Raw genomic sequence first — 24,901 nt, forward strand, 5'->3', positions numbered from 1 at the left:
ACGGGCTTTTTCTGCCTGCAGCTAGCCGGTTTTACGCAGTGACGCCGTATGCCGGTTTTGCAGCATGACCAGTCGCTCCATGTAACTCAGATCCTTCTCCTCCAGGGTAAATGCGGCATCCACCCAGTCCTCCGTAATATCCATCAGTTCAGAGCGCGACAACTGCAATACACGCTGACGCGCCCGGATCATCGCCCTAATCCCGTTGAGTTTGGGCCGCAGCGTATCCATAAAGGTACGCGTGGCGTTGAAGGCCTCGCCGGGCTGGAACAGAACATCCACTAACCCACGACTTTCAAACCACTCCGCGGTATGCGATTCGCCGGTGGTAATCAGCTCCTCCGCGAGCCGCATTCCGGCTTTTCGTGACACCAGTGAATAACCACCCATGCCGGGAAAAAGATTAAAGGCGATTTCCGGGAACCCCATGCGCGCCGTGTTCTGGGCCAGCACATAATGGTGCGCCAGCGCCGCTTCAAACCCGCCACCCAGCGCGGTTCCTTCGATCATCGACAAACTAATCGCTCCCACATCAAACCCGCGCGCGGCGGCGTGTACGCAGTCCACACAGGCTCTGGCGTAGGCACGCAACGCTTCGCGCTTGTTATTGACGATTGAATCTACAAAGAAACTGAGATCACCCCCCACGTTATACATGTTGGGCACCAGTGAACCGGTAACCCAAAAATCAAAACGCAGCCCGGACGCTTTCGCGGCGTAGGTCAGCGTCATGATGTCTTCGATAAGCTCCTGATTAAAACAAGGACGTGGATAAGACCTGAGCATCATCCACATGACATTACGGCCTTCTTCATAATAGGCTGCAATTTGTGACAAGTGCCCGGCCTCGGTAAACGGGCGGCAGGCTGTATGATCAATAAGATTCATAGTATTTATCCAGGTTAGAATTGAAATTTAGGGTGAAGCAGCTCCAGCCTAGTCCAGCTCTAACCTGAACTGAATCGATTCCAGTTGTTTTTATAAGAATATTCCTAACAAGGATGGAACAGGAAAAAAATGTTAAAAATAAACAACCTGCATCTAATCAATGTTGTGTAAAAACGGTGGAAGAATGAATTTATCTGCTAAAACGCAATACTTCGCCTCCTTAGTAATAATCATTTCAATTAAATAAACCCGATTAATAATATGTGAAAGCGTTAATAAAGCTTGCGCGTTTCGGCCAGAGTGATACGCGTCACAATCATTGCGCACCCGCTTTCCAATTCCTCCTTCACCCGCTAAATTGAATTCATCTCCTCCGACCACTTAAGAGAATTCCATGACTGAACGCGCTTCGCCATTTTATCCGCACCTGCTGGCGCCGCTGGATTTAGGTTTTACGCAGCTGAAAAACCGCGTGCTCATGGGTTCCATGCACACAGGACTTGAAGAGCTGGAAGACGGGCCGGAGCGGCTGGCAGCGTTTTATGCCGAGCGCGCCGCTGCGGGCGTCGGGCTTATCGTCACCGGCGGAATTTCACCTAACGCGCAGGGCGTGGTTTATCAGGGCGGTTCGATTCTGGCCGAACAGGAACACATTACGCATCACCGCGTGGTAACCCACGCAGTACACGCCGCCGGAGGAAAAATCGCGCTGCAAATCCTCCATGCCGGGCGTTACAGCTATCAGCCCAATCCGGTCGCGCCCTCTGCCCTTCAGGCCCCCATTAACCGGTTCACGCCTCATGCGCTGAGCGAAGAAGAGATCGACGCCACGCTGGAAGACTTCGCCCGCTGCGCCCGGCTTGCCAAAGAGTCTGGCTACGACGGTGTGGAAATCATGGGCTCAGAAGGCTATCTGATTAATCAGTTTCTGGCTGCCCGAACCAACCAGCGCACCGACCACTGGGGCGGTAGCGCCGAAAACCGCATGCGTTTCGCAACAGAAGCGGTGCGACGCGTTCGCGAGGCGTGCGGACAGGAATTCATCATTATCTACCGCCTGTCGATGCTGGATCTGGTGGAAGAAGGGTCGGACTGGCAGGAGGTTAAAACGCTGGCACAGCGTATTGAGCAGGCCGGTGCGAGCATTATTAATACCGGCATTGGTTGGCATGAAGCGCGTATTCCGACCATCGCCACCATGGTGCCGCGCGCGGCGTTCAGCTGGGTGACGCAGAAGCTGATGGGCAAAGTCGGTATTCCGCTCATCACCACCAACCGCATTAACGACCCGGACGTGGCGGAGAAAATTCTCGCCGAAGGCTGCGCCGATATGGTCTCAATGGCGCGCCCGTTCCTCGCCGATCCGGCCTTTGTTGAGAAAGCCGCACAGGGGCGCGCTGATGAAATCAATACCTGCATCGGTTGCAATCAGGCGTGTCTGGATCAGATTTTCGTCGGCGAAGTGACGTCTTGTCTGGTTAATCCGCGCGCCTGTCATGAAACGCAGATGCCAGTGACCCGCACGCCAGCGCCGAAACGCCTTGCCGTGGTCGGCTCCGGCCCTGCCGGTCTGGCTTTCGCCACGACTGCCGCCAGCCGCGGCCATCACGTCACGCTGTTCGATGCCCACAGTGAAATCGGTGGGCAGTTTAACATTGCTAAACAAATTCCCGGCAAAGAGGAGTTTTACCAGACCCTGCGCTATTACTCGCGTCAGCTGGCGTTGCTCGGTGTGACGGTGCACCTTGGCGAAACCGTCAGCGCCGGGCAGCTGACCGGCTATGACGAGGTGATCCTCGCCTGCGGGATCTCGCCACGTTTGCCGGACATTCCGGGTATCGGTCACCCAAGTGTACTCACCTATCTCGACGTGCTTCGCGATAAAAAGCCGGTCGGCAACCGCGTGGCGATCATCGGTGCAGGCGGGATAGGCTTTGATACTGCCGAATACCTGATCCACAACGGCACGTCTTCAAGCCTCAGCAGCCGCGCGTTCAGTCATGAGTGGGGAATCGACATAACGCTCACTCAGCGCGGCGGCCTTGCGCCACAAGGCCCGCAGCCGGAACCGGCAGCACGGGATATCGTCCTGCTACAACGCAAAACAACTAAAGTCGGCGCAGGGCTGGGCAAAACCACCGGCTGGATCCACCGTGCCAGCCTGTTGCAGCGCGGCGTGAAAATGCAAAACGGCGTCAGCTATGAACGCATTGACGATGCCGGTTTGCATCTGATCATGAACGGCGAACCGGTATGTCTGGCGGTGGATAACATCATCATTTGTGCCGGACAGGAACCGCAGCGTGCGCTGTATCAGCCTTTACAGGAGGCAGGAAAAACCGTGCACCTGATTGGCGGGGCCGACGTTGCGCTCGAACTCGATGCCCGCCGGGCTATAGAGCAAGGCACCCGGCTGGCGCTGGCTATCTGAGAAAGTACAGATGAAAAAAAAGCCGCGTGAGCGGCTTTCTTATTGAGAACGTCTGTAAAATCAATGCTGAGACGCCGTCTTCACCGCGCGCAGAATCACAAACTTCTGGTTAGTGGCGATGGTGGTGCAGTTACCGAACAAACGGCGCAACTTCTGGTAGTAATCCAGATGACGGTTGCCGACGATACGCAGCTCGCCACCGGTTTGCAGGCAACGTTTGGCATCACAGAACATACGCCATGCGGTGTCATCGCTGACTACCGTACCCTGATGGAACGGCGGGTTACACAATACCGCGTCCAGCGTTTCGCGCTCGACGCCGGCCAGCATATTATTCACTTCGAAATGACAGCGGCTGACATCCTGCGGCAAATTATTTTCGACGTTGATGCGGCTCGATTCCACCGCCATGTAGGATTCATCCACGAAAAGCATTTCGGCGTCCGGATTCAGCGCCAGCGCAGTCATACCAATCACGCCGTTACCGCAGCCCAAATCGACCATGCGTCCTTCGATGCCTTCCGGCAGATGCTGCATAAAGAAACGCGCACCGATATCCAGACCACCACGTGAGAACACGTTCGCGTGGTTGGAGATGCGGAATTCGGTTTCGTCGAGCGCCCATTCGGCGATCACCGGCTCGGCGGCCTGTGCTGGCAGCGTCGCTTCACAGTGGATCAGACGCGCTTTTTTCCACGCCAGACTGGTTTTGGTCGGGCCGAGGATTTTTTCGAACAGTTGCAGCGTCGAGGTGTGGATATCACGAGCTTTCGCACCGGCGATAATCTGCGTATCCGGCGTGACGACTTCGCGCAGGGCCAGCAATTGCTGTTCCAGCAGCGCCAGCGTTTTTGGCACTTTAATGACGACTAAACCCGGATTGATCGGCAACGGCACCAGACTGCTTTGCGCAGCCACAGCATCTTCATCAAACCCGTTCAGACGCAGGTTATGACGCGTGGCCAGCTGGCTCATGAAAGAGTCATTGATGCTGGTCGGATTGAATTCCTGTAACGCACACGCCAGCGCACCGAACGCATCGTTGAAAATCAGCAGCGGACGGCCATTGAGCTCAGCGGTGTTCAGGGTTTGCAGCAGATATTCATCGGCCGCCTCCCAGGCCTGCAACTGCGTTGCCGCTTCATCCTGCGGATAACGTTCCAGACTCAGTTGCAGCAACTGACCACCTACTTCGGTTTCGAATTGGCTCATTGGCCCTCCTCAATATTCAATTTGCGCTGTTTATCCCCTAAATTGGGCTATCAGTAAAATGTTTTTTCAGTTAAAAAGGGGTTTATCTGCCGGATCCCTGCGATCGCGCCAAAATCCATGCTTATCGCTGCGGCACCTTTTTCCTGTCAATATGAGACAAAGCAACCCGTTATGCCTGAATTGACCTATCTGCAAGGCTATCCCGAGCATCTTCAGGCTCAGGTGCGTCAGTTAATCGACCAGGAACGTTTAGGTAAAGTGTTGCTGACGCGATATCCGCAACCGCACGAGCTGACCACCGATAAATCGCTCTATCAGTATACGCTGGACCTGAAGAACCAGTTTCTGCGCAGTTCATCGCCGTTGAGTAAAGTGGCCTACGACAACAAAATCCACGTGATGAAGCACGCCCTGGGGCTGCATACCGCGATATCGCGCATTCAGGGCGGTAAGCTGAAAGCCAAGGCAGAAATCCGCGTCGCGACCGTGTTTAAAAGCGCGCCGGAAGCCTTTCTGAAGATGATCGTGGTGCACGAACTGGCGCACCTGAAAGAAAAAGATCACAACAAAGCATTCTACAGCCTGTGCTGTCATATGACGCCCGACTATCATCAGTTAGAATTCGACACGCGCATGTACCTGACGCATCTGGAAATATTCGGTAAGTTGTATCAATAACTTAACAATAATAATGAGGTATTTATGATTCGCTTTGCTGTTGTCGGCACCAACTGGATCACCCAACGCTTTATTGATGCTGCGCACGAGAGCGGCAAGATGAAACTGACGGCGATTTATTCACGTACCCTGGAAGGTGCCAAAAAGCTGGGCGAGGATTATCCGGTCGAGCATTTCTTTGATTCACTCGATGAAATGGCCGCCTCTGATGTCATTGACGCCGTGTATATCGCCAGCCCGAATTCCCTGCACTGTCAGCAGTCGCTGCTGTTCCTGCGCCATAAAAAACACGTTATTTGCGAAAAGCCGCTGGCCTCTACTCTGCATGAAGCCGAGAGCCTGATCGCCTGTGCGAAGGAAAATAACGTCGTCCTGTTCGAGGCGTTCAAAACCGCCTATTTGCCGAATTTCCTGCACATGAAGGGCGCGCTGAACCGGATCGGTAAACTGCGCAAAGCCATTTTCAACTACTGCCAGTATTCGTCGCGTTATCCGCGTTATCTGGCCGGTGAAAACCCGAATACTTTTAATCCGGCGTTTTCCAACGGGTCAATCATGGATATCGGCTATTACTGTCTGGCCAGTACCATCGCGCTGTTTGGCGAACCTGAGTCGGTCACTGCCACGGCGACCCTGCTGGAGAGCGGTGTGGATGGTCAGGGCACGGTGATTTTGGCCTATGCCGACGACTTCGAAGTGGTGATCAACCATTCTAAAATCAGCGATTCCCATCTGCCGAGCGAAATTCAGGGCGAAGAAGGTACCTTGCAGATGGAAAAACTCTCCGAATGCCAGACGCTCAGCCTGACGCCACGCGGCAGCCAGAAGCTGGATCTGACGCAGCCACAGCACATCAATACCATGCTGTATGAAGCGGAAACTTTTGCGATTCTGGTGGATAACCAGTTTGTCGCCCATCCGGGGCTGGAAGTGTCGCGCATCACCGCCAAAGTGCTGACGGAAATCCGCCGTCAGACCGGCGTGGTGTTCCCTGCTGACCATCAGCCTTAACCTTTTCGCCAGTTCGGGAGTCACAGATGACTGCACTCAGTCCAAAGCCATTGTTGATTTTGCAGACCGGTCACGCACCGGAGCCTATCCGCCGTGCGCACGATAATTTCCCGCAGATGTTTATCCGCCAGGGCGATATCGATCCGCAGCAGGTGGTGATTGTCGATTTACAGGCCGGTGAACGCCCGCTGCCGCCGGACCAGTATTGTGGTGCGATTATTACCGGTTCGCGCAGCATGGTGACCGAGCATCTGGCGTGGAGCGAGGAAGCCGCAGACTGGGTACGTCTGGGCATGTTGCAGGAACTGCCAATGTTTGGCGCGTGTTACGGGCATCAGTTGATGGCTTACGCGCTGGGCGGCGAGGTGGATTACCACCCGCAGGGCATTGAAGTCGGCACTCACGACGTTACGCTGACGCCCGCCGGGCATCTCGATCCTCTGGTATCGCAACTCCCGGCGCAGTTCGCCGCGAATCTTATTCATCTGCAAACCGTGGTGACACCTCCGGCGACGGCGACAGTGTTGGCGAAAACGCTGCACGATCCGCATCAGATACTACGCTACGGACCGAACGCCATCAGCACGCAGTTCCATCCTGAATTCAGTCTGGCGGTGATGAAAACCTATCTGTCGTGGCTCGGTTCAATTGCTGAGGACGACAGCACTGACTTTGCCCGTCAGGCTGAGCGACTTAGCGAAACGCCGCTCAGTCAGGGATTGCTGCTGGCCTTCGTCGGTGCGCTGGGTAAACGTCAGGCTCTGGCGGGTTAATGTGCAAAGATATGTCAAAATATTGACAGCAGTAACACTTTGAATTAATTTTCAAACTGCAAAGGGGAGTAACTTCTTCGACGGATAATCGTCATTACGGTGTCTGGACCCGCGTTAAAACGCCGTCTCAGTCACCCGGTTACCGGGGCAACACTGATTCATCTAATGAATGCTTCAGAGTTGTAAGTGAGACCTTGCCGGAAGGCGAGGTTTGCTTATAGCTCAGAGAGAGCGGCTAACGTCTTCCGACGCTGGCCGTTTTTTTTGATGTTTTTTCGGAGGATAACGTAATGATGAATTCAGTGGGCAACCCGATGTTGTGGGGTGCGTTTGCGGTGGTGGTGGTGATCATGCTCGCCTTCGACCTGTTGTTGCAGGGGCGCAAAGGTGCACAGGTCATGACCATGAAAAGTGCAGCCATCTGGTCGCTGGTGTGGATTGGCCTGTCGCTGCTGTTTAACTTCGGCTTCTGGTGGTATCTCAACGGCGAGGTGGGTCGCGAAGTGGCGGACGCGCAGGCGACCATGTTCCTGACCGGTTACCTGCTGGAAAAAGCGCTGGCGGTGGATAACGTCTTCGTCTGGTTAATCTTGTTCAGTTATTTCTCCATCCCGGCAAACCTGCAACGCCGCGTGCTGATTTACGGCGTGCTCGGCGCCATTGTCCTGCGTACCGGTATGATATTCGCCGGCAGCTGGCTGGTGGGGCAGTTCAGCTGGATCCTGTACGTGTTCGGCGCGTTCCTGCTGTTTACCGGCATTAAAATGGCGCTAACCAAAGAAGACGACGGCGAGGTGGGTGAAAAACCGATCATCCGCTGGCTGCGCAGTAAAATGCGGATGACCGATGAACTGCATGGCGAGAAATTCTTCGTGCGGTGCAACGGCATTCTGTTCGCGACGCCGCTGCTGCTGGTGCTGATTATGGTCGAGCTAAGTGACGTAATTTTCGCAGTCGACAGCATTCCGGCGATCTTCGCCGTAACCACCGATCCGTTTATCGTGCTGACGTCGAACCTGTTCGCGATCCTCGGCCTGCGCGCGATGTACTTCCTTTTAGCGGGCGTGGCAGAGCGCTTCTCAATGCTGAAATACGGTCTGGCGGTGATCCTGATTTTTATCGGTATCAAAATGCTGCTGCTCGACGTGTTCCACATTCCGGTGGGCGTATCGCTGGGCGTGATCGCTTCGATTCTGATCGTCACCCTGCTCATTAATACCTGGGTAAACCGTCGCAACGATCGTCAGAAAGCCGGTCATTCGTAACGGGTAGAATGAACAAAAAGCGCGGCCGCTTCACCGGTCGCGCTTAAACCTGCTGTGAAGTGCGCTGCCAGCTTTCCAGCTGTTCGCACACGACCTTATCAGGCAGCCTAACAGCTAGCAATTTCATGCTTCTCGTTAAGCAACGGCGCGATGATTCCATGCATCTTTAAAAATAATATTGCCGTCGCAGTACTTCCACGTTATCGCTTCATAGCGAAGTAAAATAGTTTCCATATGCGTTCCCGTTGAAGCGCCGGGGTATAAATCTGGCGTGATTGAGTAAATTTTAACGTTATTGAGAATAATATTAAAATATTCCTTTTCCATCCCTTCTTCAGTAATCGGATACATTTTTAATGTTGCTGACTGAAGGGTTAAGTTATTACTTAACGCCCTGTATAAAAGCGGGGTAACACGGTCAAACTCTTTTTGTATCATTATCGGCGCATGGATTCGCGTACCTGTCAGCCGTCCGGTATTCCCGTCTACGGGTATGTTTACGTTGTGCGTGAGGGATTTTACTTCTATAGCCCCCGCACGGCCGTTTACCAGAGACGAGCCAACCATAGGAGAACCGTTTTCATCGACTAGCCATAGATAAGCCGGATTAGATATTTTTAACTCCTTTTGTTTACTTATATTTATCAAATTTGGATGTGAATTTTGCGAAAACGATGATCCAAAAGACCACCGATATCGCGCCGATCAACACCCCATAAGACGGGAAAATATAGATGAAAAATAGCCATGATAAAATTATGATGACAGGAAATAAAAGATCTGAGAAAAATAGTGAAACCAGGCTTTTAAACATTATATTTGTCGCCTAGCAATTCATATATTTCATCTAAATCACGCAGCATTTTAGCCTTAACTTTAATGATAACTTCTTCCAGGACGGGTTCAACGAAGTAATAAAGCATTTCTAATTCAGCTGCGTATAGAATCCCGTAATAGCGGGGATCGAGGGTTTTTAATTTTCGTGCGGCTAGCGCGGATTTTTGGTCAATGCCAAAAGCTTGTAAAGCAAAAATCACATACGGCGATTTACTGGCTACCCTTTCCGCGACAACGTTCGATACAATGCCCGACCCGGACAAGCTTTTTGATAACGCGTAGGCAATGCCGAACCTTGCTGTTTTGCCTGTCTGCGCGTTGGCAAGATGCCCCGTTATCGCTTTTGTTAAGCCCTGAATTTTGCCGCTTGCATTTTCTTTTTCGGTGTTTTTAACCACCATTTCAAAATACAGGAACAACATGTGCTGTATCACGTCGTGGTATCTGAAAATTGAAATAATAGAAAGCCGCATTCTCTTTTCTTCAGTAACCAACTCTTGACACACATCCCCGTACCGGGGGATTAAACAGGACGTGTACCAACTTGCCCTTTCCATGCCTGAAGAGATATTAGAAAGGACGTTTTTTGTTTCAGTGACGTAATCATTCATTCCCCTTTGAATGTATATTCCGAGCTGTCTGTCGCTTTGAAACTTCAGTCTTAAATAGTCTGACGCTTGCATAAAATCACCGTATCCATACGTTTGATATGGGTTAAATAGCACCACAGACGACAGGCTGATTCAAGAGCAATACTCCGTAATAACCTGAATTTTGCGCTTTCAATTTCTAAGCGTGTCAATGCGCTGGTGTTAATGTTGGTACATTACCTACTGGATAAAAAAAGACGGTGACTGAGTTAACAATCACCGTCTTTCTGTTACATCTTAGTATTTACTGCCAGCCGTACCGGCGCACAAACCAGCCTTTTACGCACTGGGTCAGCACCATGTAGCCCGCCAGAATTGCGATCAGCCACGGGAAATAGCTTAGCGGCAGCGCCTGCAATTGCAGGAAACCAGCGACCGGCGAGTAGATCAGCGCGATACCGGTGACCACCACCATCAGCGTCATAATGCACAGCGGCCAGGAGGCGCGGCTCTGAATAAATGGCACTTTGCGCGTGCGGATCATATGCACAATCAGCGTCTGCGACAGCAGCCCTTCAATGAACCAGCCGGACTGGAACAGCGTCTGTGCTTCGACGGTGTTGGCCTTAAACACCCACCACATCAGGCTAAAGGTCAGAATGTCGAAGACGGAGCTGATCGGTCCGAAGAACACCATAAAGCGGCCGATATCGCCGGCATTCCAGCGCTGCGGTTTTGCCAGCTGTTCTTCATCGACGTTATCAAACGGGATCGCTACCTGAGAGACATCGTAAATCAGGTTCTGAATCAGCAGATGCAGCGGCAACATCGGCAGGAACGGCAGAAAGGCGCTGGCGACCAGCACGCTGAACACGTTACCGAAGTTGGAACTGGCGGTCATTTTTATGTATTTCAGCATGTTGGCGAAGGTTCTGCGCCCTTCTGTCACGCCCTGTTCCAGCACCATCAGGCTTTTTTCCAGCAGGATAATGTCCGCCGCTTCTTTGGCAATATCCACCGCCGAATCCACCGAAATCCCGATATCTGCTGCCCGCAGCGCCGGTGCATCGTTGATGCCATCCCCCATAAATCCGACCACATGACCTTCGCCGCGCAGCACGCGCACGATGCGCTCTTTGTGCATCGGGGTCAGTTTGGCGAACACCGTGGTTTCACGGGCAACGCGCACCAACTGCACGTCATCGAGTTCATCGATATCACTGCCTGTCAGCACCGTATCGACTTTGAGGCCGACATCTTTGCACACTTTACGTGCCACCAGCGGATTATCGCCGGTCAGAATTTTGACGGTTACGCCTTTGCGCTGCAACGCTGCCAGCGCCGGAGCAGTGCTCTCTTTTGGCGGATCGAGAAACGCGATATAGCCGGCCAGAATCAGGCTGGATTCATCGGGCACGCCGTACCCCACTGTGCGCGCCGGCATCACTTTGTGCGCGACGGCCACCACGCGCAGTCCCTGCTGATTAAGATCATCAGTGATGCGGCGGATCCGCGTCAGCAGCGCATCGGTCAGCGGCACAATCTCACCGTTGAGCTGCACCAGCGTACAAATCGACAACATCTCTTCCAGCGCGCCTTTGCAGATCAGGCGATGGTTCTGATCATTATCGGCGACCACTACGGACATGCGGCGACGATCGAAATCGAATGGGATCTCATCGACTTTCAGCGAGTTGTGCGCAGTGGCGATATCGCCCGCATCCAGCACCGCCACATCCAACAGGTTTTTCAGTCCGGTCTGATAATGGCTGTTGAGCCACGCCAGATGCAGCACGTCGTCACTGGTCACGCCGAGCACGTCGGTGTGGCGTTCCAGTACGATTTTGTCCTGCGTCAGCGTGCCGGTTTTATCGGTGCACAGAATGTCCATCGCGCCAAAGTTCTGGATGGCGTCCAGACGTTTGACGATCACTTTCTGACGCGACAGTTTCACCGCGCCTTTGGCCAGCGTGGAGGTGACAATCATCGGCAGCATTTCCGGCGTCAGTCCGACTGCCACGGAGAGCGCAAACAGCGCCGCCTCCCACCAGTCACCTTTGGTGTAGCCGTTGATCACCAGCACCACCGGCGTCATCACCATCATAAAGCGGATCAGCAGCCAGCTGACTTTGCTGATCCCAGCCTGAAACGCGTTCGGCTGAGTATCTTCCTGCACGACACGCTCGGCGAGCTGGCCGAACCAGGTTTTGCTGCCGGTAGCGATCACCATCGCGATCGCCGTACCGCTGACCACGTTGGTGCCCATAAAGCACAGCGTGTTCAGCTCAAGCGGATCGTTAGCAACGGGTTTCTTCTCGCAGGCGTGTTTTTCCACCGGCAGGGATTCGCCGGTCAGCGCCGCCTGACTGATAAACAGATCCTTGGCGGAAAGAATGCGCAGATCCGCCGGGATCATATCCCCCGCAGAGAGTTTGATGAGATCACCCGGCACCAGCTGACTGATGGCGATTTCCATCGTTTCGCTGCGCCCGGTTTGCGCGTCACTGCGCAGTACGGTGGCGGTGTTGCTGACCATCGCTTTCAGCGCATCGGCAGCTTTGTTGGAACGCGCTTCCTGAATGAAGTGCATGAAGGTGGAAATAAACACCATCGCGCCAATCACCAGCGCCGCCGTGAGATCGTCGGTGGCGTAAGACACCAAACCGAGCACGGTCAGCAGCAGGTTGAACGGATTGCGGTAGCAGTGCCACAGATGTAGCCACCACGGTGCTGGCTGCTGATCGCCGGTCTGGTTCAGGCCGGACACGTCGCGGATGGCGTCCGCCTCCGGCCCGGTCAGCCCTTCGGGATGGCTGCCAAATTGCAGGTACAGCTGGTCTTCGCTCGCGCGGGCGCAGGCCTGGCAATGCGCGGCCATTGCAGCAGGCACGGCCTGTGCGGCGCGCACTGACACGTTTTCGAGCATCGGATCGCGACGGACTAAGCGACGCGGTAAATTGCGGCTGAGCGCGCTGAGCAGCCGGGAAGTGAAATTTTTGAACATGATTCGCACCTTTGTTGCGTCCACGGCAAAGCTGCCGCAGACATGGCAAAAGGGTTTACAAAAACGGCGCGAACCAAAGAAGTGCGCCACCGCTTACCTGATAACGTTTAATGTCACGGTAAGCAGTAGCAAAAATGCGGGTGCTTACCGGATCACAACGGACCTACTGAATTGGGGTCGGGTTCCATGGGTTTTCACCTCCGGTAAGGAACGGTTTGGAAATTCATACGCATCGGGCAGGAAAATCCGTTAGGGTATCGGTTCGCTATTGCGCAACTTCGATATTTGAGCGGAGTATACGCCTGTAAACTGCAACGATTTTTAAACCTGATCAACTTAACCATACAAAATAATTATACAAACCATGCAAAATCGCCTGACCATAAATGACATTGCGCGCCTGAGCGGCGTGGGGAAATCCACCGTATCCCGCGTGTTAAATAACGAAGGCAACGTCAGTCCGCAGACGCGGGAGCGGGTGTTGCAGGTTATTGAGCAGGAGCACTTCAGCCCGTCGAAATCGGCGCGGGCGATGCGCGGATTCAGCGATAAAATCGTGGCGATCATCGTCTCGCGTCTTGATTCTCCTTCCGAAAATCAGGCGGTACGCGCCATGCTGCCGCTGTTTTATCAGCAGGGTTATGACCCGATTGTGCTGGAAAGTCAGTTCAGCGCGGAACGTGTCAAAGAACATTTGCAGGTGCTGAAACAGCGCAACATCGACGGCGTGGTGCTGTTTGGTTTCACCGGCTTAACCGCGCAGATGCTGACGCCGTGGCAGGACAAACTGGTGATGCTGGCGCGCGATATTCCCGGGCTGTCTTCTGTGTGTTACGACGATGCAGGCGCAGTGCAGTTACTGATGCAAAAGCTGATGGCACAGAATCTGCGCGAAATCGGTTTTATCGGCGTCTCGCCGCAGGACACCACCACCGGCCAGCGCCGCAGCGAGGCTTACCGCGCAGTTTGCCAGGAACATAGCCTGACGCCGTACATTGCGCTGGGCGAACTCACCTATCAGAGCGGTTTCGAACTGATTCCGCAATTGCTAAAAAGTGACGTGCAGGCGGTGATTTGCGCCTCCGATACTATCGCCATTGGTGCGCAAAAATATCTGCAACAACAGCAAATTACCGGTGTGCAGGTCTGCGGTATCGGTAACAACCCGCTGTTACGCTTTCTCTTCCCGGAGTCTCTGTCAGTTGAACTCGGCTACGGCGAAGGCGGCGAAGCCGCAGCGAAGCAGTTACTGGCGCAACTTGGCGGCTCCGCTACCGTGCAGCAATTGATTATTCCCGGAAAACTCTCCGCCTGATCACCCCTGCTTTCTGCCCCTGCGTTTCTTAAAAGCAGAAACTTTGTGATCGTCCCGGCAAAACCGGGAACGTTCCCGGACAAGTTCCCACCGCCTTCGCTATGCTTGAACCGTACCCTACACACTTACGCAAAAATCACAGGCCATTTCCTATGAGCAAAGTTAAGCAACAGGATGTTGATCAGCTGATCGCCCTCGTCGGCGGCAGCGACAATATCGCGATGGTGACTCACTGCATTACGCGTCTTCGTTTTGTCCTCAATGATCCGTCGAAAGCCGACCCGAAAGGGCTCGAAGCCCTGCCGATGGTCAAAGGCTGTTTCACCAACGCCGGTCAGTTTCAGGTGGTTATCGGGCCGGAAGTGGATGATTACTACAAAGTTCTGATTGCCAGCACCGGGAAAAGCGCTGCCGGAAAAGAGCAGGCCAAAATCGCCGCCCGTCAGAATATGAGCTGGTTTGAGCGCAGCATTTCTCACTTCGCGGAAATCTTCTTCCCGCTGTTACCGGCGTTGATCAGCGGTGGTTTAATTCTTGGTTTCCGCAACGTTATCGGTGAAATCCCGATGAGTGGCGGCCAGACGCTGGCACAAATGCATCCGCTGTGGCAGTCGATTTACGACTTCCTGTGGCTGCTCGGTGAAGCGGTGTTTATGTTCCTGCCGGTGGCAGTCTGCTGGTCAACGGTCAAAAAAATGGGCGGTACCGAAATCCTCGGTATCGTGCTTGGTATCACGCTGGTGTCGCCGCAATTGATGAACTCCTACAACCTCGGGCAGCAAATTCCGCAAGTGTGGAATTTCGGCTGGTTTACCATCGAAAAAGTCGGTTATCAGGCGCAGGTTATTCCTTCCGTTCTCGCCGGTATGGCACTGGCGATGATCGAAAATGGTCTGAAACGCATCATCCCTAATTACCTGTATCTGGTGATTGTGCCGGTCACGTCACTGATTATTGCCGTGTTCCTGGCGCACACGCTGATCGGGCCGTTTGGCCGCATGATCGGCGACGGCGTAGCCTTCGCGGTGAAATTCGTGATGACCGGCAGCCTCGCGCCAATCGGTGCCGCGCTGTTTGGTTTCCTCTACGCACCGCTGGTCATTACCGGTGTCCATCAGACGACGCTCGCCATCGACATGCAGATGGTGCAAAGCACCGGCGGAACCCCGGTCTGGCCACTGATCGCCCTGTCAAACATTGCGCAGGCAGCCGCGGTCGTCGGCGTGATCATCGTCAGCCGCAAACATAACGAACGTGAGATTTCGGTGCCTGCGGCGATTTCCGCCTTCCTTGGCGTGACCGAACCGGCGATGTACGGGATCAACCTGAAATATCGCTTCCCGATGCTGTGCGCGATGATTGGCTCGGCGTTTGCCGGTCTGATTTGCGGCCTGTTCCACGTGACGGCTAACGGCATCGGCGTCGGCGGATTGCCGGGCATTTTGTCCATCAAACCGCAGTTCTGGAGCATCTACGCGCTGGCGATGCTGGTGGCGATTGTGGTGCCAATTATCCTGACCGTGCTGGTCTATCAGCGCAAAGCCCGCCGTGGCGAACTGGCAGTGGTGTAAGACATTTAAGAAGGAAAAAGGAATGAACAGCGAATTGCCGTGGTGGAAAAACGGCGTGATTTACCAGATTTATCCAAAGAGTTTTCAGGACACTACGGGCAGCGGCACCGGCGATATCAACGGTATCACGCAGCGTCTGGATTACCTGAAAACGCTGGGCGTCGATGCCCTGTGGCTGACGCCAATGTACCTGTCGCCGCAGATTGATAACGGCTACGACGTGGCAGATTACTGTGCGATCGACCCGGCTTACGGCACGCTGGAAGACTTCGAGCGGCTGACCCACGAGGCGCATCAGCGCGGGATCCGCATCGTGATGGATATGGTGTTTAACCATACGTCGACGCACCACGAGTGGTTCCGCCAGTCGCAGGATCCCGGCAGCGCGTTCCGCCCGTTTTATATCTGGCGCGACGGCGCAGCCGAAGGCGGCCCGCCAAATAACTGGCGTTCTAAATTTGGCGGCGGCGCCTGGCAGTGGCACGAAGAGAGCGGGCAATATTATCTGCATCTGTTCGCCACCGAACAGGCCGATCTCAACTGGGAATACCCGCCGGTGCGCGAGGCGCTGAAAAAAGTCTGCCAGTTCTGGGCGAATAAAGGCGTCGACGGGCTGCGGCTGGACGTGATTAATCTGGTGTCAAAACAGCAGGATTTCCCGGCCGACGATACCGGTGATGGCCGCCGTTTTTACACCGACGGCCCGCGCATTCATGAGTTTTTGCAGGAATTCAGCCGCGATGTGTTTAAACCCCTCGGACTGATGACAGTCGGTGAAATGTCATCGACAAAACTGGAACATTGCCGCCAGTACGCCGCCAGTGACGGCAGCGAACTGTCGATGACGTTTAACTTCCATCACCTGAAAGTTGATTACCCTGACGGCGAGAAATGGACCGACGCGCCGCCGGATTTCGTGCAGCTCAAGCAGATTTTCCGCGAGTGGCAGCAGGGTATGCACGGTCACGCCTGGAACGCGCTGTTCTGGTGTAATCACGATCAGCCGCGCATTGTGTCGCGCTTTGGCGATGAAGGCGCACTGCGCACCACCTCCGCAAAAATGCTGGCGATGGTGCTGCACGGATTGCAGGGCACACCGTACATTTATCAGGGCGAAGAAATCGGCATGACCAATCCGGGGTTTAAACATCTCGAGCAATACCGCGATGTGGAAAGCCTGAATATGTTTGCCGAACTTAAATCCGACGGGCGCAGCAACGAAGAACTGCTGCGCATTCTGGCGCGCAAATCCCGCGATAACAGCCGCACGCCGATGCAGTGGAACGCAGGACCGCAGGCCGGTTTCAGCGACGGTACGCCATGGATTTCAGTCAGCCACAATGCGCAGGATATTAATACCGAACAGGCGCTGGCGGATAAAGACTCCGTATTTTACACCTACCAGCATGTGATCCGCCTGCGTAAAACATTGCCCGTACTGACTCACGGCGATTATCAGGATATGGCGCCGGAACATCCGCAGTTGTGGTGCTATTCCCGCTCCGCGAACGGCCATACACTGCGCGTTGTAGCCAACCTGAGCGCGCAGGAACAGGCGCTCAGCCTGCCGGAATTTAACGCTAAAACGCTGCTGAGTAATTATGCCGATGCGCCGCTTTCCGGTCACCTTCGTCCTTACGAATGTGCCTGGTTACTGGCTGAATAGTCTGAAAATTTTCCTCTCAACCGGGCGCCCTGCCCGGTTGTTTTTAATGCATCTCCTTTAAAAACAATAGGCAAAATTCGGGCCAGAATTTACATTTGGTCATGGTTTCTTCCGACGAAAAAATTCTTTGTCCCCGGTCAATAAAACGAGAATTAACGCTCGCGCCATTCCTATATGTAGTGTGTATAGTACACACCAAACCCAATATATAGCGATTTCACGCAAAATCCGCACAACAGGCCCGCAGGCCTTGTGGGGCGCGGGAATGAGCCCAAAAGGAGTGTCATTGTGAAGGCAGACAGACTCGGATCCGTTCCCGCTAATTCCACTAAAATGCAGCCCATCGTGATCAAGCGGGATGGTTGTCAGGTCCCTTTCGATGAAGTTCTGATCAAACAAGCCGTGCAACGCGCCGCCGCCGCCGCTGGCATTGACAGCATCGGTTACTGTGAGCAGGTCGCCCGCGTTGTGGCTGATAGTCTGCAAGACCAGGCCCGCGTCGATATCCATGATATTCAGGATGCGGTTGAGAATCAGCTGATGGCTGGCCCGCATAAAAAACTGGCGCGTGCCTATATTGAATACCGCCACGATCGCGACGTTAAACGCGAAATGCGCGGACGTCTGAATCAGGAAATTCGTGGTCTGGTAGAGCAAAGCAATATGGCGCTGCTCAACGAGAACGCCAATAAAGACAGTAAAGTGATCCCGACGCAGCGGGATCTGCTGGCCGGTATCGTTGCCAAGCATTATGCCAAACAACATATTTTGCCGCGTGAAGTGGTGCTGGCGCATGAGCGCGGTGAAATTCACTATCATGACCTCGATTATTCACCGTTCTTCCCGATGTTCAACTGTATGCTGATCGACCTTAAAGGCATGCTGAATCACGGTTTCAAAATGGGGAATGCCGAAATTGACACGCCGAAGTCAATTTCCACCGCCACCGCGGTGACCGCGCAAATCATCGCACAGGTCGCCAGCCATATTTATGGCGGCACCACCATTAACCGCATCGATGAAGTGCTCGCGCCATTTGTCACTTCCAGCTACGAAAAACACCGGGCTATCGCCGAGGAATGGCAGGTCGCCGACGTCGAGGCCTTCGCCCACAGCCGCACCGAGAAAGAGTGTTATGACGCGTTCCAGTCGCTGGAATATGAAGTCAATACGCTGCACACCGCCAACGGCCAGACACCGTTCGTCACCTTCGGTTTCGGTCTCGGCACCTCGTGGGAATCGCGCCTGATCCAGCAATCTATCCTGCGCAATCGCATTGCAGGGCTCGGTAAAAACCGTAAAACCGCCGTGTTCCCGAAACTGGTGTTTGCGATACGTGACGGGCTGAATCATAAAGCGGGTGATGCCAACTACGACATCAAACAACTGGCACTGGAATGCGCCAGTAAACGCATGTACCCGGATATTTTGAATTACGATCAGGTGGTGAAAGTCACCGGCTCCTTCAAAACACCCATGGGCTGCCGCAGCTTCCTCGGCGTGTATGAAGAAAACGGCGAGATGATCCACGAAGGCCGCAACAATATAGGGGTGATCAGCCTGAATCTGCCGCGCATCGCGCTGGAAGCCAAACAGGATGAAGCCGCGTTCTGGAAACTGCTCGACGAGCGTTTGCTGCTGGCGAAAAAAGCCCTGATGACCCGCATTGCGCGCCTGGAAGGTATCAAAGCCCGTGTTGCACCGATTCTGTATATGGAAGGCGCGTGCGGCGTGCGTCTTAAAGCTGACGACGATATTTCCGGCATCTTCAAAAATGGCCGGGCGTCGATTTCCCTCGGCTACATTGGCGTGCATGAAACTATCAATGCGCTGTATGGCAATCAGACTCATGTCTTCGACGCCAGCCAGCTGCGCGAAAAAGCCGAAGCGATTGTCGGCCGCCTGAAAGACGCCACCGAAAGCTGGAAAGACGAAACCGGCTACGGCTTCAGCCTGTACAGTACGCCAAGCGAAAACCTGTGCGACCGCTTCTGCCGTCTCGATAAAGCCGAATTCGGGCTGGTGGCAGGCGTGACTGACAAAGGTTACTACACCAACAGCTTCCATCTGGACGTCGAGAAGAAAGTGAATCCGTACGAAAAACTCGACTTTGAAGCCCCGTATCCGCCACTGAGTAACGGCGGTTTCATCTGCTACGGCGAGTACCCGAACTTGCAACACAATCTGAAAGCGCTTGAAGACGTGTGGGATTATAGCTACACCCGCGTGCCGTATTATGGCACCAACACGCCAATCGACGAATGCTACGACTGTGGCTACACCGGCGAATTCGAGTGCACCAGCAAAGGCTTCACCTGCCCAAAATGCGGCAACCACGAGCCTTCACGCGTGTCGGTCACCCGCCGTGTCTGCGGGTATCTCGGCAGCCCGGACGCACGTCCGTTCAACGCCGGTAAGCAGGAAGAAGTGAAGCGCCGCGTGAAACATTTAGGCAATGGTCAACTGGGCTGAGACGTTGAACTTCCATCAATATTACCCGATCGATGTCGTTAACGGGCCGGGAACACGCTGCGTGCTGTTTGTTTCCGGCTGCGTCCACGAATGCCGTGGGTGCTACAACAAAAGCACCTGGCGGCTGGACTCAGGCAAGCCTTTTACGCAGGAAGATGAAGACCGGATCATCGCCGATCTGCAAAACACGGTGATCCCGCGTCAGGGTTTGACGCTCTCCGGCGGCGATCCGCTGCATCCGCAAAACCTGCCGGCAATCCGCCAGTTGCTGTCACGGGTACAGGCTGAGTGTCCGGGCAAAGACGTGTGGATGTGGACCGGTTACACCCTTGACGAGCTGACCGCTAAGCAACAGGAAGTGGTCACGCTCATCAACGTACTGGTCGACGGAAAATTCGTGCAGGAGTTGAAAGACCCGTCGCTCATCTGGCGCGGCAGCGGCAATCAGGTGATTCATTACCTGAGATAAAAAATTTGAGCTATTCAGAGGGGAAGCGCTTCCCCTCGATACTTTCAAATTCCATTCAGCAATATTCCTCATCTTCACTTCTCTGCAATCTGATCTTCACCCAACTGTCATTAAGCTGCGCCAACATGATGCCAACGCCCTACTGAGGTTCGCATCATGACCCGCTCCCCGTCTTCAAAATTCACTGCCACTGCCCGTTTATCCCATGCGAGGTATTCATTGTGATGAACTTATCTAGACATCCGACCAGTCACACCACCGTGTATCAGCAAATCGCTGCCGAGCTGGAACAGGAACTGCGCAACGGTTACCGCTGCGGCGACTATTTGCCGCCGGAGCAGCAGCTTGCCGAACGTTTTCAGGTAAACCGCCATACGCTGCGTCGCGCGGTGGATGAGCTGGTCGATCGCGGCTGGCTGCAACGCCGTCAGGGAATTGGCACGCTGGTGCTGATGCGCCCTTACGATTATCCACTGCATTCGCAGGCAAGGTTCAGCCAGAACCTGCTGGATCAGGGCAGCCACCCGACCAGCGAACGGCTGCTGGCAGTGCTGCGCCCTTGTACCGATCACGTGGCGACAGCGCTGTCGCGACAGGAGGGCGAAACGGTTATTCACCTGCGTACGCTGCGCCGCGTCAACGGCGTGCCGGTCTGCGTGATTGACCACTATCTGCCGGATCTCGACTGGTGGCCTGCATTACAAAACTTCCACAGCGGCTCGCTGCACGATTTTATCCGCGAAGAGATTAAGCAGAAACTCAGCCGCCGCACGACCCGCATCAATGCGCGCCGCGCACTGGCCAAAGAGAGCAAATTACTCGAAATCGTTCCGCAGGCACCGCTGCTGTGTGTACGTACTCTGAACATTCGTGAAGGCAGCGACACGGTGGCGGAATACTCTGTCAGCCTGACCCGCGCCGACATGATCGAACTGACCATGGAGCACTGAATGGATCACCTGCAAACCCGCCAGCGCTGGATGTCGGTGCTGGCTCACAGCCGCCCCGACGAACTGCTCGCGCACTGGCAGCCGTTGAATTTATCCCCGCAGTTTGAACGCATACGCGCTGCTGAAACCGGCCTGACGCAGCTTCAGGGCCGCATGGGTGGCACCGGAAAACGCTTCGTGATGGGTGATATGACCGTCACCCGCGCGGTGATCCAGATGGAAGGCGGCGTTTATGGTTACAGCTACGTCACCGGTCGCAATAAGCCTCACGCCGAACTGTGCGCGGTGATCGACGCCCTGCTGCAAATACAAGGCATGGACGAGCTGCTGCACAAACGGATTATCGCCCCGCTGGCGGCCATACAGCAGGAGCGCCGCGAGCTGCGCGCCCGTGAAGTGGCGACCAGTCGCGTCGATTTCTTTACCCTGGTTCGCGGAGAATAATTCATGTCACTTGTTGCCAGTTTTCAAAACCCGGTTGCCGATGCGCAATACAGTTTCCGCCGGATACTCAAAGCGTTGAGCGAACCGGGCGTCTGCATTCAGTTGCCCGCCATGCAGGGATTTGGCGCGCTCGGTTCCGCCAGCGCCTGCATATTGCTGACGCTTATCGATCAGGATACGCCGCTGTGGCTCAGCGCCTCGCTCAACGATGAGATTCTGCGCAAAAATCTGCGTTTTCACACCGGCGCGGTGCTGACCGACAATCCTGCCGCCGTCAGTTTCGCTCTCGCCGATCCGGCGCTCGACAGCGCCACCCTGCTGGCTTTCCCCTGCGGGGATGAAATGTCACCGGAGCTGGCGACCAGCGTGATCGTTCAGCTTGCTGGCCTGACCGGCGGCACCTCCTTGCGTCTTTCCGGCCCCGGCATCGAAAGCAGCCGGACGATTTCGCCACAGTTACCGGACGCCGTGCGCGATTATCTGACCCGCCGCCCTCACCGTTTCCCGCTGGGACTGGACTTTATGTTCACCTGCGGCGAAGAACTGATTGCCATACCGCGCACCACGCGCGTGGAGGTGTGCTGATGTACGTCGCTGTGAAAGGGGGCGAAAAGGCGATAGCCGCCGCCCATCAGCTGCTGGCGTGCGAACGCCGGGGCAATCCGCAAGTGAATGAACTGGGCTGTGACCAGGTAGAACAACAGCTGGGTCTGGCAGTCGATCGCGTGATGAGCGAAGGCGGGATTTACGACCGCGAGCTGGCGGCGCTGGCGATCAAACAGTCCGGCGGCGATCTGGTCGAAGCAATTTTCCTACTGCGCGCTTATCGCACCACCCTGCCGCGTCTGGCGACCAGCGAGCCGCTCGACACCGCTGCGATGCGCCTTGAGCGCCGTATTTCAGCAGTCTACAAAGATTTGCCGGGCGGCCAGTTGCTCGGGCCAACCTACGATTACACCCATCGGCTGCTGGATTTTGCGTTGCTGGCCGAAGGCGAAGCGCCGTTTACCCCGGTTGCCGACGAACCGCAGCCGGAAAACTGCGGCCATGTGTTTGATTTGCTGACGCAGCAACAGCTGGCAATTGCTGAACAGGACGATGGATCCGAACCGGAAGACATTACCCGGACACCGCCGGTGTTTCCGGCCACCCGCGCGGCGCGTCTGCAACAACTGGTGCGCGGAGACGAAGGATTCTTGCTGGCGCTGAGTTATTCCACCCAGCGCGGCTATGGCCGCACGCATCCGTTCGCCGGGGAAATCCGTACCGGTTGGCTGACAGTGGAAATCGTGCCGGAGGAACTGGGCTTTGCGATTGATATCGGCGAGATCCTGTTGACCGAATGCGAGATGGTGAACGGTTTTGTCGCACCGGAAGATAAGCCGCCACACTTCACGCGCGGCTACGGCCTGGTGTTTGGCCGCGCCGAACGCAAGGCGATGTCGATGTCACTGATCGACCGCGCTTTGCAAACCCGCGAGCACAACGAGCTGATCACAAGCCCCGCGCAGGACGAAGAATTTGTGCTCTCACACGCCGATAACGTAGAGGCTGCCGGTTTCGTTTCGCACCTCAAGCTGCCGCACTACGTCGATTTTCAGGCGGAGTTGGAACTACTGAAACGCCTGCGCGCCTCGAGAAAAAAGGACTCCGCCAATGAACAATAATTCAGCGCCAGCGCTCACCGGCTATAACCACGGTTATCTCGATGAACAGACCAAACGCATGATCCGCCGTGGCATCCTCAAAGCCGTGGCGATCCCCGGTTATCAGGTGCCGTTCGCCGGACGCGAAATGCCAATGCCTTACGGCTGGGGCACCGGCGGGATCCAGCTGACCGCCAGCGTGATCGGTGAAAACGATGTGCTGAAAGTGATCGACCAGGGCGCCGACGACACCACCAATGCCGTGTCGATCCGCAAATTCTTCCAGAGCGTAGCGGGCGTGAAAACGACTGAAAAAACCGCCGACGCCAGCCTGATCCAGACCCGTCACCGCATTCCGGAGACGCCGTTACAGGAAGATCAGATCCTGATTTTTCAGGTACCGATCCCCGAGCCGCTGCGCTTTATCGAACCGCGCGAAACCGAGACCCGCAAAATGCACGCGCTCGAGGAGTACGGCGTGATGCAGGTGAAGTTATATGAAGACATTGCGCGCTTCGGGCATATCGCCACCACCTATGCCTATCCGGTGAAGGTCAACGATCGCTATGTGATGGATCCCTCGCCGATCCCCAAATTTGATAACCCGAAAATGCACATGATGCCTGCCTTACAACTTTTCGGTGCCGGACGTGAAAAGCGTATCTACGCCCTGCCACCGTTCACTAAAGTCGAAAGTCTGGATTTCGACGATCATCCGTTCGCCGTCCAGCAATGGGACGAACCTTGCGCCATCTGCGGTTCGCGCCACAGCTATCTCGACGAAGTGGTACTCGACGATCAGGGCAACCGCATGTTCGTCTGCTCAGACACTGATTTCTGCGCTCAGCAAGTTGAGCAACAGGCTTCCAACGAGGTTAACCGCCGATGACTACGCCATTACATCTCACCGCTGAGCCGCTGCTGTCGGTGAATAATCTGACTCATCTGTATGCGCCGGGAAAAGGCTTTTGCGATGTGTCATTCAATTTGTATCCGGGCGAAGTGCTGGGCATTGTCGGCGAATCCGGCTCCGGCAAAACCACGCTGTTGCAGTCGATTTCCGCGAGGCTTACGCCGCAGCAGGGAAATGTCATTTACAACAACGGCCAGACACCGGCGCAGTCGCTGTATGACATGGCGGAAAGCGACCGCCGCCGTTTGCTGCGTACCGACTGGGGCGTGGTGCATCAGCATCCGATGGACGGCCTGCGCCGTCAGGTATCGGCGGGCGGCAATATCGGCGAACGCCTGATGGCCGTCGGTGAGCGGCATTACGGCGATATCCGCCAGAAAGCCAGCCAGTGGCTGGAGGACGTCGAGATCCCGGTGTCACGCATCGATGACCTGCCGACCACATTTTCCGGCGGCATGCAGCAGCGTCTGCAAATCGCCCGCAATCTGGTCACGCATCCGCGTCTGGTATTTATGGATGAGCCGACCGGCGGGCTGGATGTGTCCGTTCAGGCACGGTTGCTGGACTTGCTGCGCACGCTGGTGGTGGAAATGCAGCTGGCGGTGGTGATTGTTACCCACGATTTAGGCGTCGCGCGCCTGCTGGCGCACCGTTTGCTGGTCATGAAACAGGGTCAGGTGGTGGAAAGTGGATTAACCGACCGCGTGCTCGACGATCCGCATCATCCGTATACACAGCTGCTCGTTTCTTCCGTGCTTTCCTAACC

Annotated in this window: 21 protein-coding genes; 16 read left to right on the forward strand and 5 right to left on the reverse strand. The window is 55.0% G+C overall.

Translation table 11 applies throughout. The annotated features are described in order from the left end of the window. Window positions 1-21 precede the first annotated feature (21 nt). Complete coding sequence (locus tag GE278_18535; GenBank protein ID QLK62632.1) at window positions 22-888, reverse strand: enoyl-CoA hydratase; 867 nt, start codon at window positions 886-888, stop codon at window positions 22-24. A gap of 394 nt (window positions 889-1,282) precedes the next feature. On the opposite strand from GE278_18535, the gene GE278_18540 reads away from it, so the two are divergent. Further along, window positions 1,283-3,319 (forward strand): NAD(P)-binding protein, encoded by a 2,037-nt coding sequence (locus tag GE278_18540; GenBank protein QLK62633.1) that lies wholly within the window; start codon window positions 1,283-1,285, stop codon window positions 3,317-3,319. Between the two features lie 60 nt (window positions 3,320-3,379). Here the strand turns inward: GE278_18540 and rlmG are convergent, their stop codons facing one another. Then, window positions 3,380-4,531, reverse strand: coding sequence for a 23S rRNA (guanine(1835)-N(2))-methyltransferase RlmG (gene rlmG / locus GE278_18545; protein QLK62634.1), 1,152 nt, complete (start codon window positions 4,529-4,531; stop codon window positions 3,380-3,382). A gap of 171 nt (window positions 4,532-4,702) precedes the next feature. Here rlmG and GE278_18550 point away from each other — a divergent pair, with 171 nt between their 5' ends. The 4 genes from GE278_18550 (at window position 4,703) to GE278_18565 (ending at window position 8,258) form a co-directional block, all read left to right on the forward strand. Beyond that, complete coding sequence (locus GE278_18550; GenBank protein QLK62635.1) at window positions 4,703-5,209, forward strand: DUF45 domain-containing protein; 507 nt, start codon at window positions 4,703-4,705, stop codon at window positions 5,207-5,209. Window positions 5,210-5,233: 24 nt separating this feature from the next. Beyond that, complete coding sequence (locus GE278_18555; GenBank protein ID QLK62636.1) at window positions 5,234-6,220, forward strand: gfo/Idh/MocA family oxidoreductase; 987 nt, start codon at window positions 5,234-5,236, stop codon at window positions 6,218-6,220. Window positions 6,221-6,246: 26 nt separating this feature from the next. Beyond that, window positions 6,247-6,993 carry a glutamine amidotransferase gene (locus tag GE278_18560; protein ID QLK62637.1) on the forward strand — a complete coding sequence of 249 codons (747 nt, stop codon included), beginning with the start codon at window positions 6,247-6,249 and terminating at the stop codon, window positions 6,991-6,993. 293 nt (window positions 6,994-7,286) lie between these two features. Then, window positions 7,287-8,258 (forward strand): TerC/Alx family metal homeostasis membrane protein, encoded by a 972-nt coding sequence (locus GE278_18565; protein ID QLK63343.1) that lies wholly within the window; start codon window positions 7,287-7,289, stop codon window positions 8,256-8,258. Between the two features lie 135 nt (window positions 8,259-8,393). Here GE278_18565 and hcp read toward each other — a convergent pair whose 3' ends face one another. From hcp to mgtA, 3 genes are all read right to left on the reverse strand, one after another. Continuing rightward, window positions 8,394-8,873, reverse strand: a complete 480-nt coding sequence (gene hcp / locus GE278_18570) for a type VI secretion system tube protein Hcp (protein QLK63344.1) — start codon at window positions 8,871-8,873, stop codon at window positions 8,394-8,396. 191 nt (window positions 8,874-9,064) lie between these two features. After that, the gene (locus GE278_18575) at window positions 9,065-9,778 is read right to left on the reverse strand and encodes a hypothetical protein (protein ID QLK62638.1); all 714 of its coding nucleotides are present in this window, start codon (window positions 9,776-9,778) and stop codon (window positions 9,065-9,067) included. 211 nt (window positions 9,779-9,989) lie between these two features. Next, window positions 9,990-12,689: a magnesium-translocating P-type ATPase gene (gene mgtA, locus GE278_18580; protein ID QLK62639.1), complete on the reverse strand. Its 2,700-nt coding sequence runs from the start codon at window positions 12,687-12,689 to the stop codon at window positions 9,990-9,992. Between the two features lie 364 nt (window positions 12,690-13,053). Between mgtA and treR the strand changes: the two genes are divergently transcribed. The 11 genes from treR (at window position 13,054) to phnK (ending at window position 24,899) form a co-directional block, all read left to right on the forward strand. Further along, window positions 13,054-14,004 (forward strand): HTH-type transcriptional regulator TreR, encoded by a 951-nt coding sequence (gene treR / locus GE278_18585; GenBank protein QLK62640.1) that lies wholly within the window; start codon window positions 13,054-13,056, stop codon window positions 14,002-14,004. Between the two features lie 152 nt (window positions 14,005-14,156). After that, on the forward strand, window positions 14,157-15,575 hold the full coding sequence (gene treB, locus GE278_18590; protein ID QLK62641.1) for a PTS trehalose transporter subunit IIBC: 1,419 nt from the start codon (window positions 14,157-14,159) through the stop codon (window positions 15,573-15,575). A gap of 22 nt (window positions 15,576-15,597) precedes the next feature. After that, the gene (gene treC / locus GE278_18595) at window positions 15,598-17,241 is read left to right on the forward strand and encodes an alpha,alpha-phosphotrehalase (GenBank protein ID QLK62642.1); all 1,644 of its coding nucleotides are present in this window, start codon (window positions 15,598-15,600) and stop codon (window positions 17,239-17,241) included. A gap of 333 nt (window positions 17,242-17,574) precedes the next feature. Next, the gene (nrdD, locus tag GE278_18600; protein QLK63345.1) at window positions 17,575-19,713 is read left to right on the forward strand and encodes an anaerobic ribonucleoside-triphosphate reductase; all 2,139 of its coding nucleotides are present in this window, start codon (window positions 17,575-17,577) and stop codon (window positions 19,711-19,713) included. A 4-nt stretch (window positions 19,714-19,717) separates the two neighbouring features. Beyond that, window positions 19,718-20,182, forward strand: coding sequence for an anaerobic ribonucleoside-triphosphate reductase-activating protein (nrdG, locus tag GE278_18605; GenBank protein QLK63346.1), 465 nt, complete (start codon window positions 19,718-19,720; stop codon window positions 20,180-20,182). A gap of 224 nt (window positions 20,183-20,406) precedes the next feature. Further along, window positions 20,407-21,132 (forward strand): phosphonate metabolism transcriptional regulator PhnF, encoded by a 726-nt coding sequence (gene phnF, locus GE278_18610; GenBank protein QLK62643.1) that lies wholly within the window; start codon window positions 20,407-20,409, stop codon window positions 21,130-21,132. Continuing rightward, on the forward strand, window positions 21,133-21,576 hold the full coding sequence (phnG, locus tag GE278_18615) for a phosphonate C-P lyase system protein PhnG (protein ID QLK62644.1): 444 nt from the start codon (window positions 21,133-21,135) through the stop codon (window positions 21,574-21,576). 3 nt (window positions 21,577-21,579) lie between these two features. After that, window positions 21,580-22,161: a phosphonate C-P lyase system protein PhnH gene (gene phnH, locus GE278_18620; GenBank protein QLK62645.1), complete on the forward strand. Its 582-nt coding sequence runs from the start codon at window positions 21,580-21,582 to the stop codon at window positions 22,159-22,161. Beyond that, complete coding sequence (locus tag GE278_18625) at window positions 22,161-23,243, forward strand: carbon-phosphorus lyase complex subunit PhnI (protein QLK62646.1); 1,083 nt, start codon at window positions 22,161-22,163, stop codon at window positions 23,241-23,243. Before phnH ends, GE278_18625 begins: the two co-directional genes overlap by 1 nt. Further along, window positions 23,233-24,111: a carbon-phosphorus lyase complex subunit PhnJ gene (locus tag GE278_18630; protein QLK62647.1), complete on the forward strand. Its 879-nt coding sequence runs from the start codon at window positions 23,233-23,235 to the stop codon at window positions 24,109-24,111. The genes GE278_18625 and GE278_18630 overlap by 11 nt, the downstream gene beginning before the upstream one ends. After that, window positions 24,108-24,899 (forward strand): phosphonate C-P lyase system protein PhnK, encoded by a 792-nt coding sequence (phnK, locus tag GE278_18635; GenBank protein ID QLK62648.1) that lies wholly within the window; start codon window positions 24,108-24,110, stop codon window positions 24,897-24,899. Before GE278_18630 ends, phnK begins: the two co-directional genes overlap by 4 nt. The last annotated feature ends 2 nt before the right edge of the window (window positions 24,900-24,901 follow it).

Source organism: Enterobacteriaceae bacterium Kacie_13, assembly GCA_013457415.1.
Lineage (GTDB): Bacteria > Pseudomonadota > Gammaproteobacteria > Enterobacterales > Enterobacteriaceae > Rahnella.

What these genes read in the sequence shown, in the direction of transcription:
- GE278_18555 (QLK62636.1), top strand. Translation starts at nt 5,234, where the DNA reads ATGATTCGCTTTGCTGTTGTCGGCACCAACTGGATCACCCAACGCTTT.
- nrdD (QLK63345.1), top strand. Translation starts at nt 17,575, where the DNA reads ATGCAGCCCATCGTGATCAAGCGGGATGGTTGTCAGGTCCCTTTCGAT.
- rlmG (QLK62634.1), bottom strand. Translation starts at nt 4,531, where the DNA reads ATGAGCCAATTCGAAACCGAAGTAGGTGGTCAGTTGCTGCAACTGAGT.
- treC (QLK62642.1), top strand. Translation starts at nt 15,598, where the DNA reads ATGAACAGCGAATTGCCGTGGTGGAAAAACGGCGTGATTTACCAGATT.
- mgtA (QLK62639.1), bottom strand. Translation starts at nt 12,689, where the DNA reads ATGTTCAAAAATTTCACTTCCCGGCTGCTCAGCGCGCTCAGCCGCAAT.
- GE278_18540 (QLK62633.1), top strand. Translation starts at nt 1,283, where the DNA reads ATGACTGAACGCGCTTCGCCATTTTATCCGCACCTGCTGGCGCCGCTG.
- phnF (QLK62643.1), top strand. Translation starts at nt 20,407, where the DNA reads ATGAACTTATCTAGACATCCGACCAGTCACACCACCGTGTATCAGCAA.
- GE278_18625 (QLK62646.1), top strand. Translation starts at nt 22,161, where the DNA reads ATGTACGTCGCTGTGAAAGGGGGCGAAAAGGCGATAGCCGCCGCCCAT.
- GE278_18535 (QLK62632.1), bottom strand. Translation starts at nt 888, where the DNA reads ATGAATCTTATTGATCATACAGCCTGCCGCCCGTTTACCGAGGCCGGG.
- phnK (QLK62648.1), top strand. Translation starts at nt 24,108, where the DNA reads ATGACTACGCCATTACATCTCACCGCTGAGCCGCTGCTGTCGGTGAAT.
- GE278_18575 (QLK62638.1), bottom strand. Translation starts at nt 9,778, where the DNA reads ATGCAAGCGTCAGACTATTTAAGACTGAAGTTTCAAAGCGACAGACAG.
- GE278_18550 (QLK62635.1), top strand. Translation starts at nt 4,703, where the DNA reads ATGCCTGAATTGACCTATCTGCAAGGCTATCCCGAGCATCTTCAGGCT.
- phnH (QLK62645.1), top strand. Translation starts at nt 21,580, where the DNA reads ATGTCACTTGTTGCCAGTTTTCAAAACCCGGTTGCCGATGCGCAATAC.
- treB (QLK62641.1), top strand. Translation starts at nt 14,157, where the DNA reads ATGAGCAAAGTTAAGCAACAGGATGTTGATCAGCTGATCGCCCTCGTC.
- GE278_18630 (QLK62647.1), top strand. Translation starts at nt 23,233, where the DNA reads ATGAACAATAATTCAGCGCCAGCGCTCACCGGCTATAACCACGGTTAT.
- phnG (QLK62644.1), top strand. Translation starts at nt 21,133, where the DNA reads ATGGATCACCTGCAAACCCGCCAGCGCTGGATGTCGGTGCTGGCTCAC.
- treR (QLK62640.1), top strand. Translation starts at nt 13,054, where the DNA reads ATGCAAAATCGCCTGACCATAAATGACATTGCGCGCCTGAGCGGCGTG.
- GE278_18565 (QLK63343.1), top strand. Translation starts at nt 7,287, where the DNA reads ATGAATTCAGTGGGCAACCCGATGTTGTGGGGTGCGTTTGCGGTGGTG.
- GE278_18560 (QLK62637.1), top strand. Translation starts at nt 6,247, where the DNA reads ATGACTGCACTCAGTCCAAAGCCATTGTTGATTTTGCAGACCGGTCAC.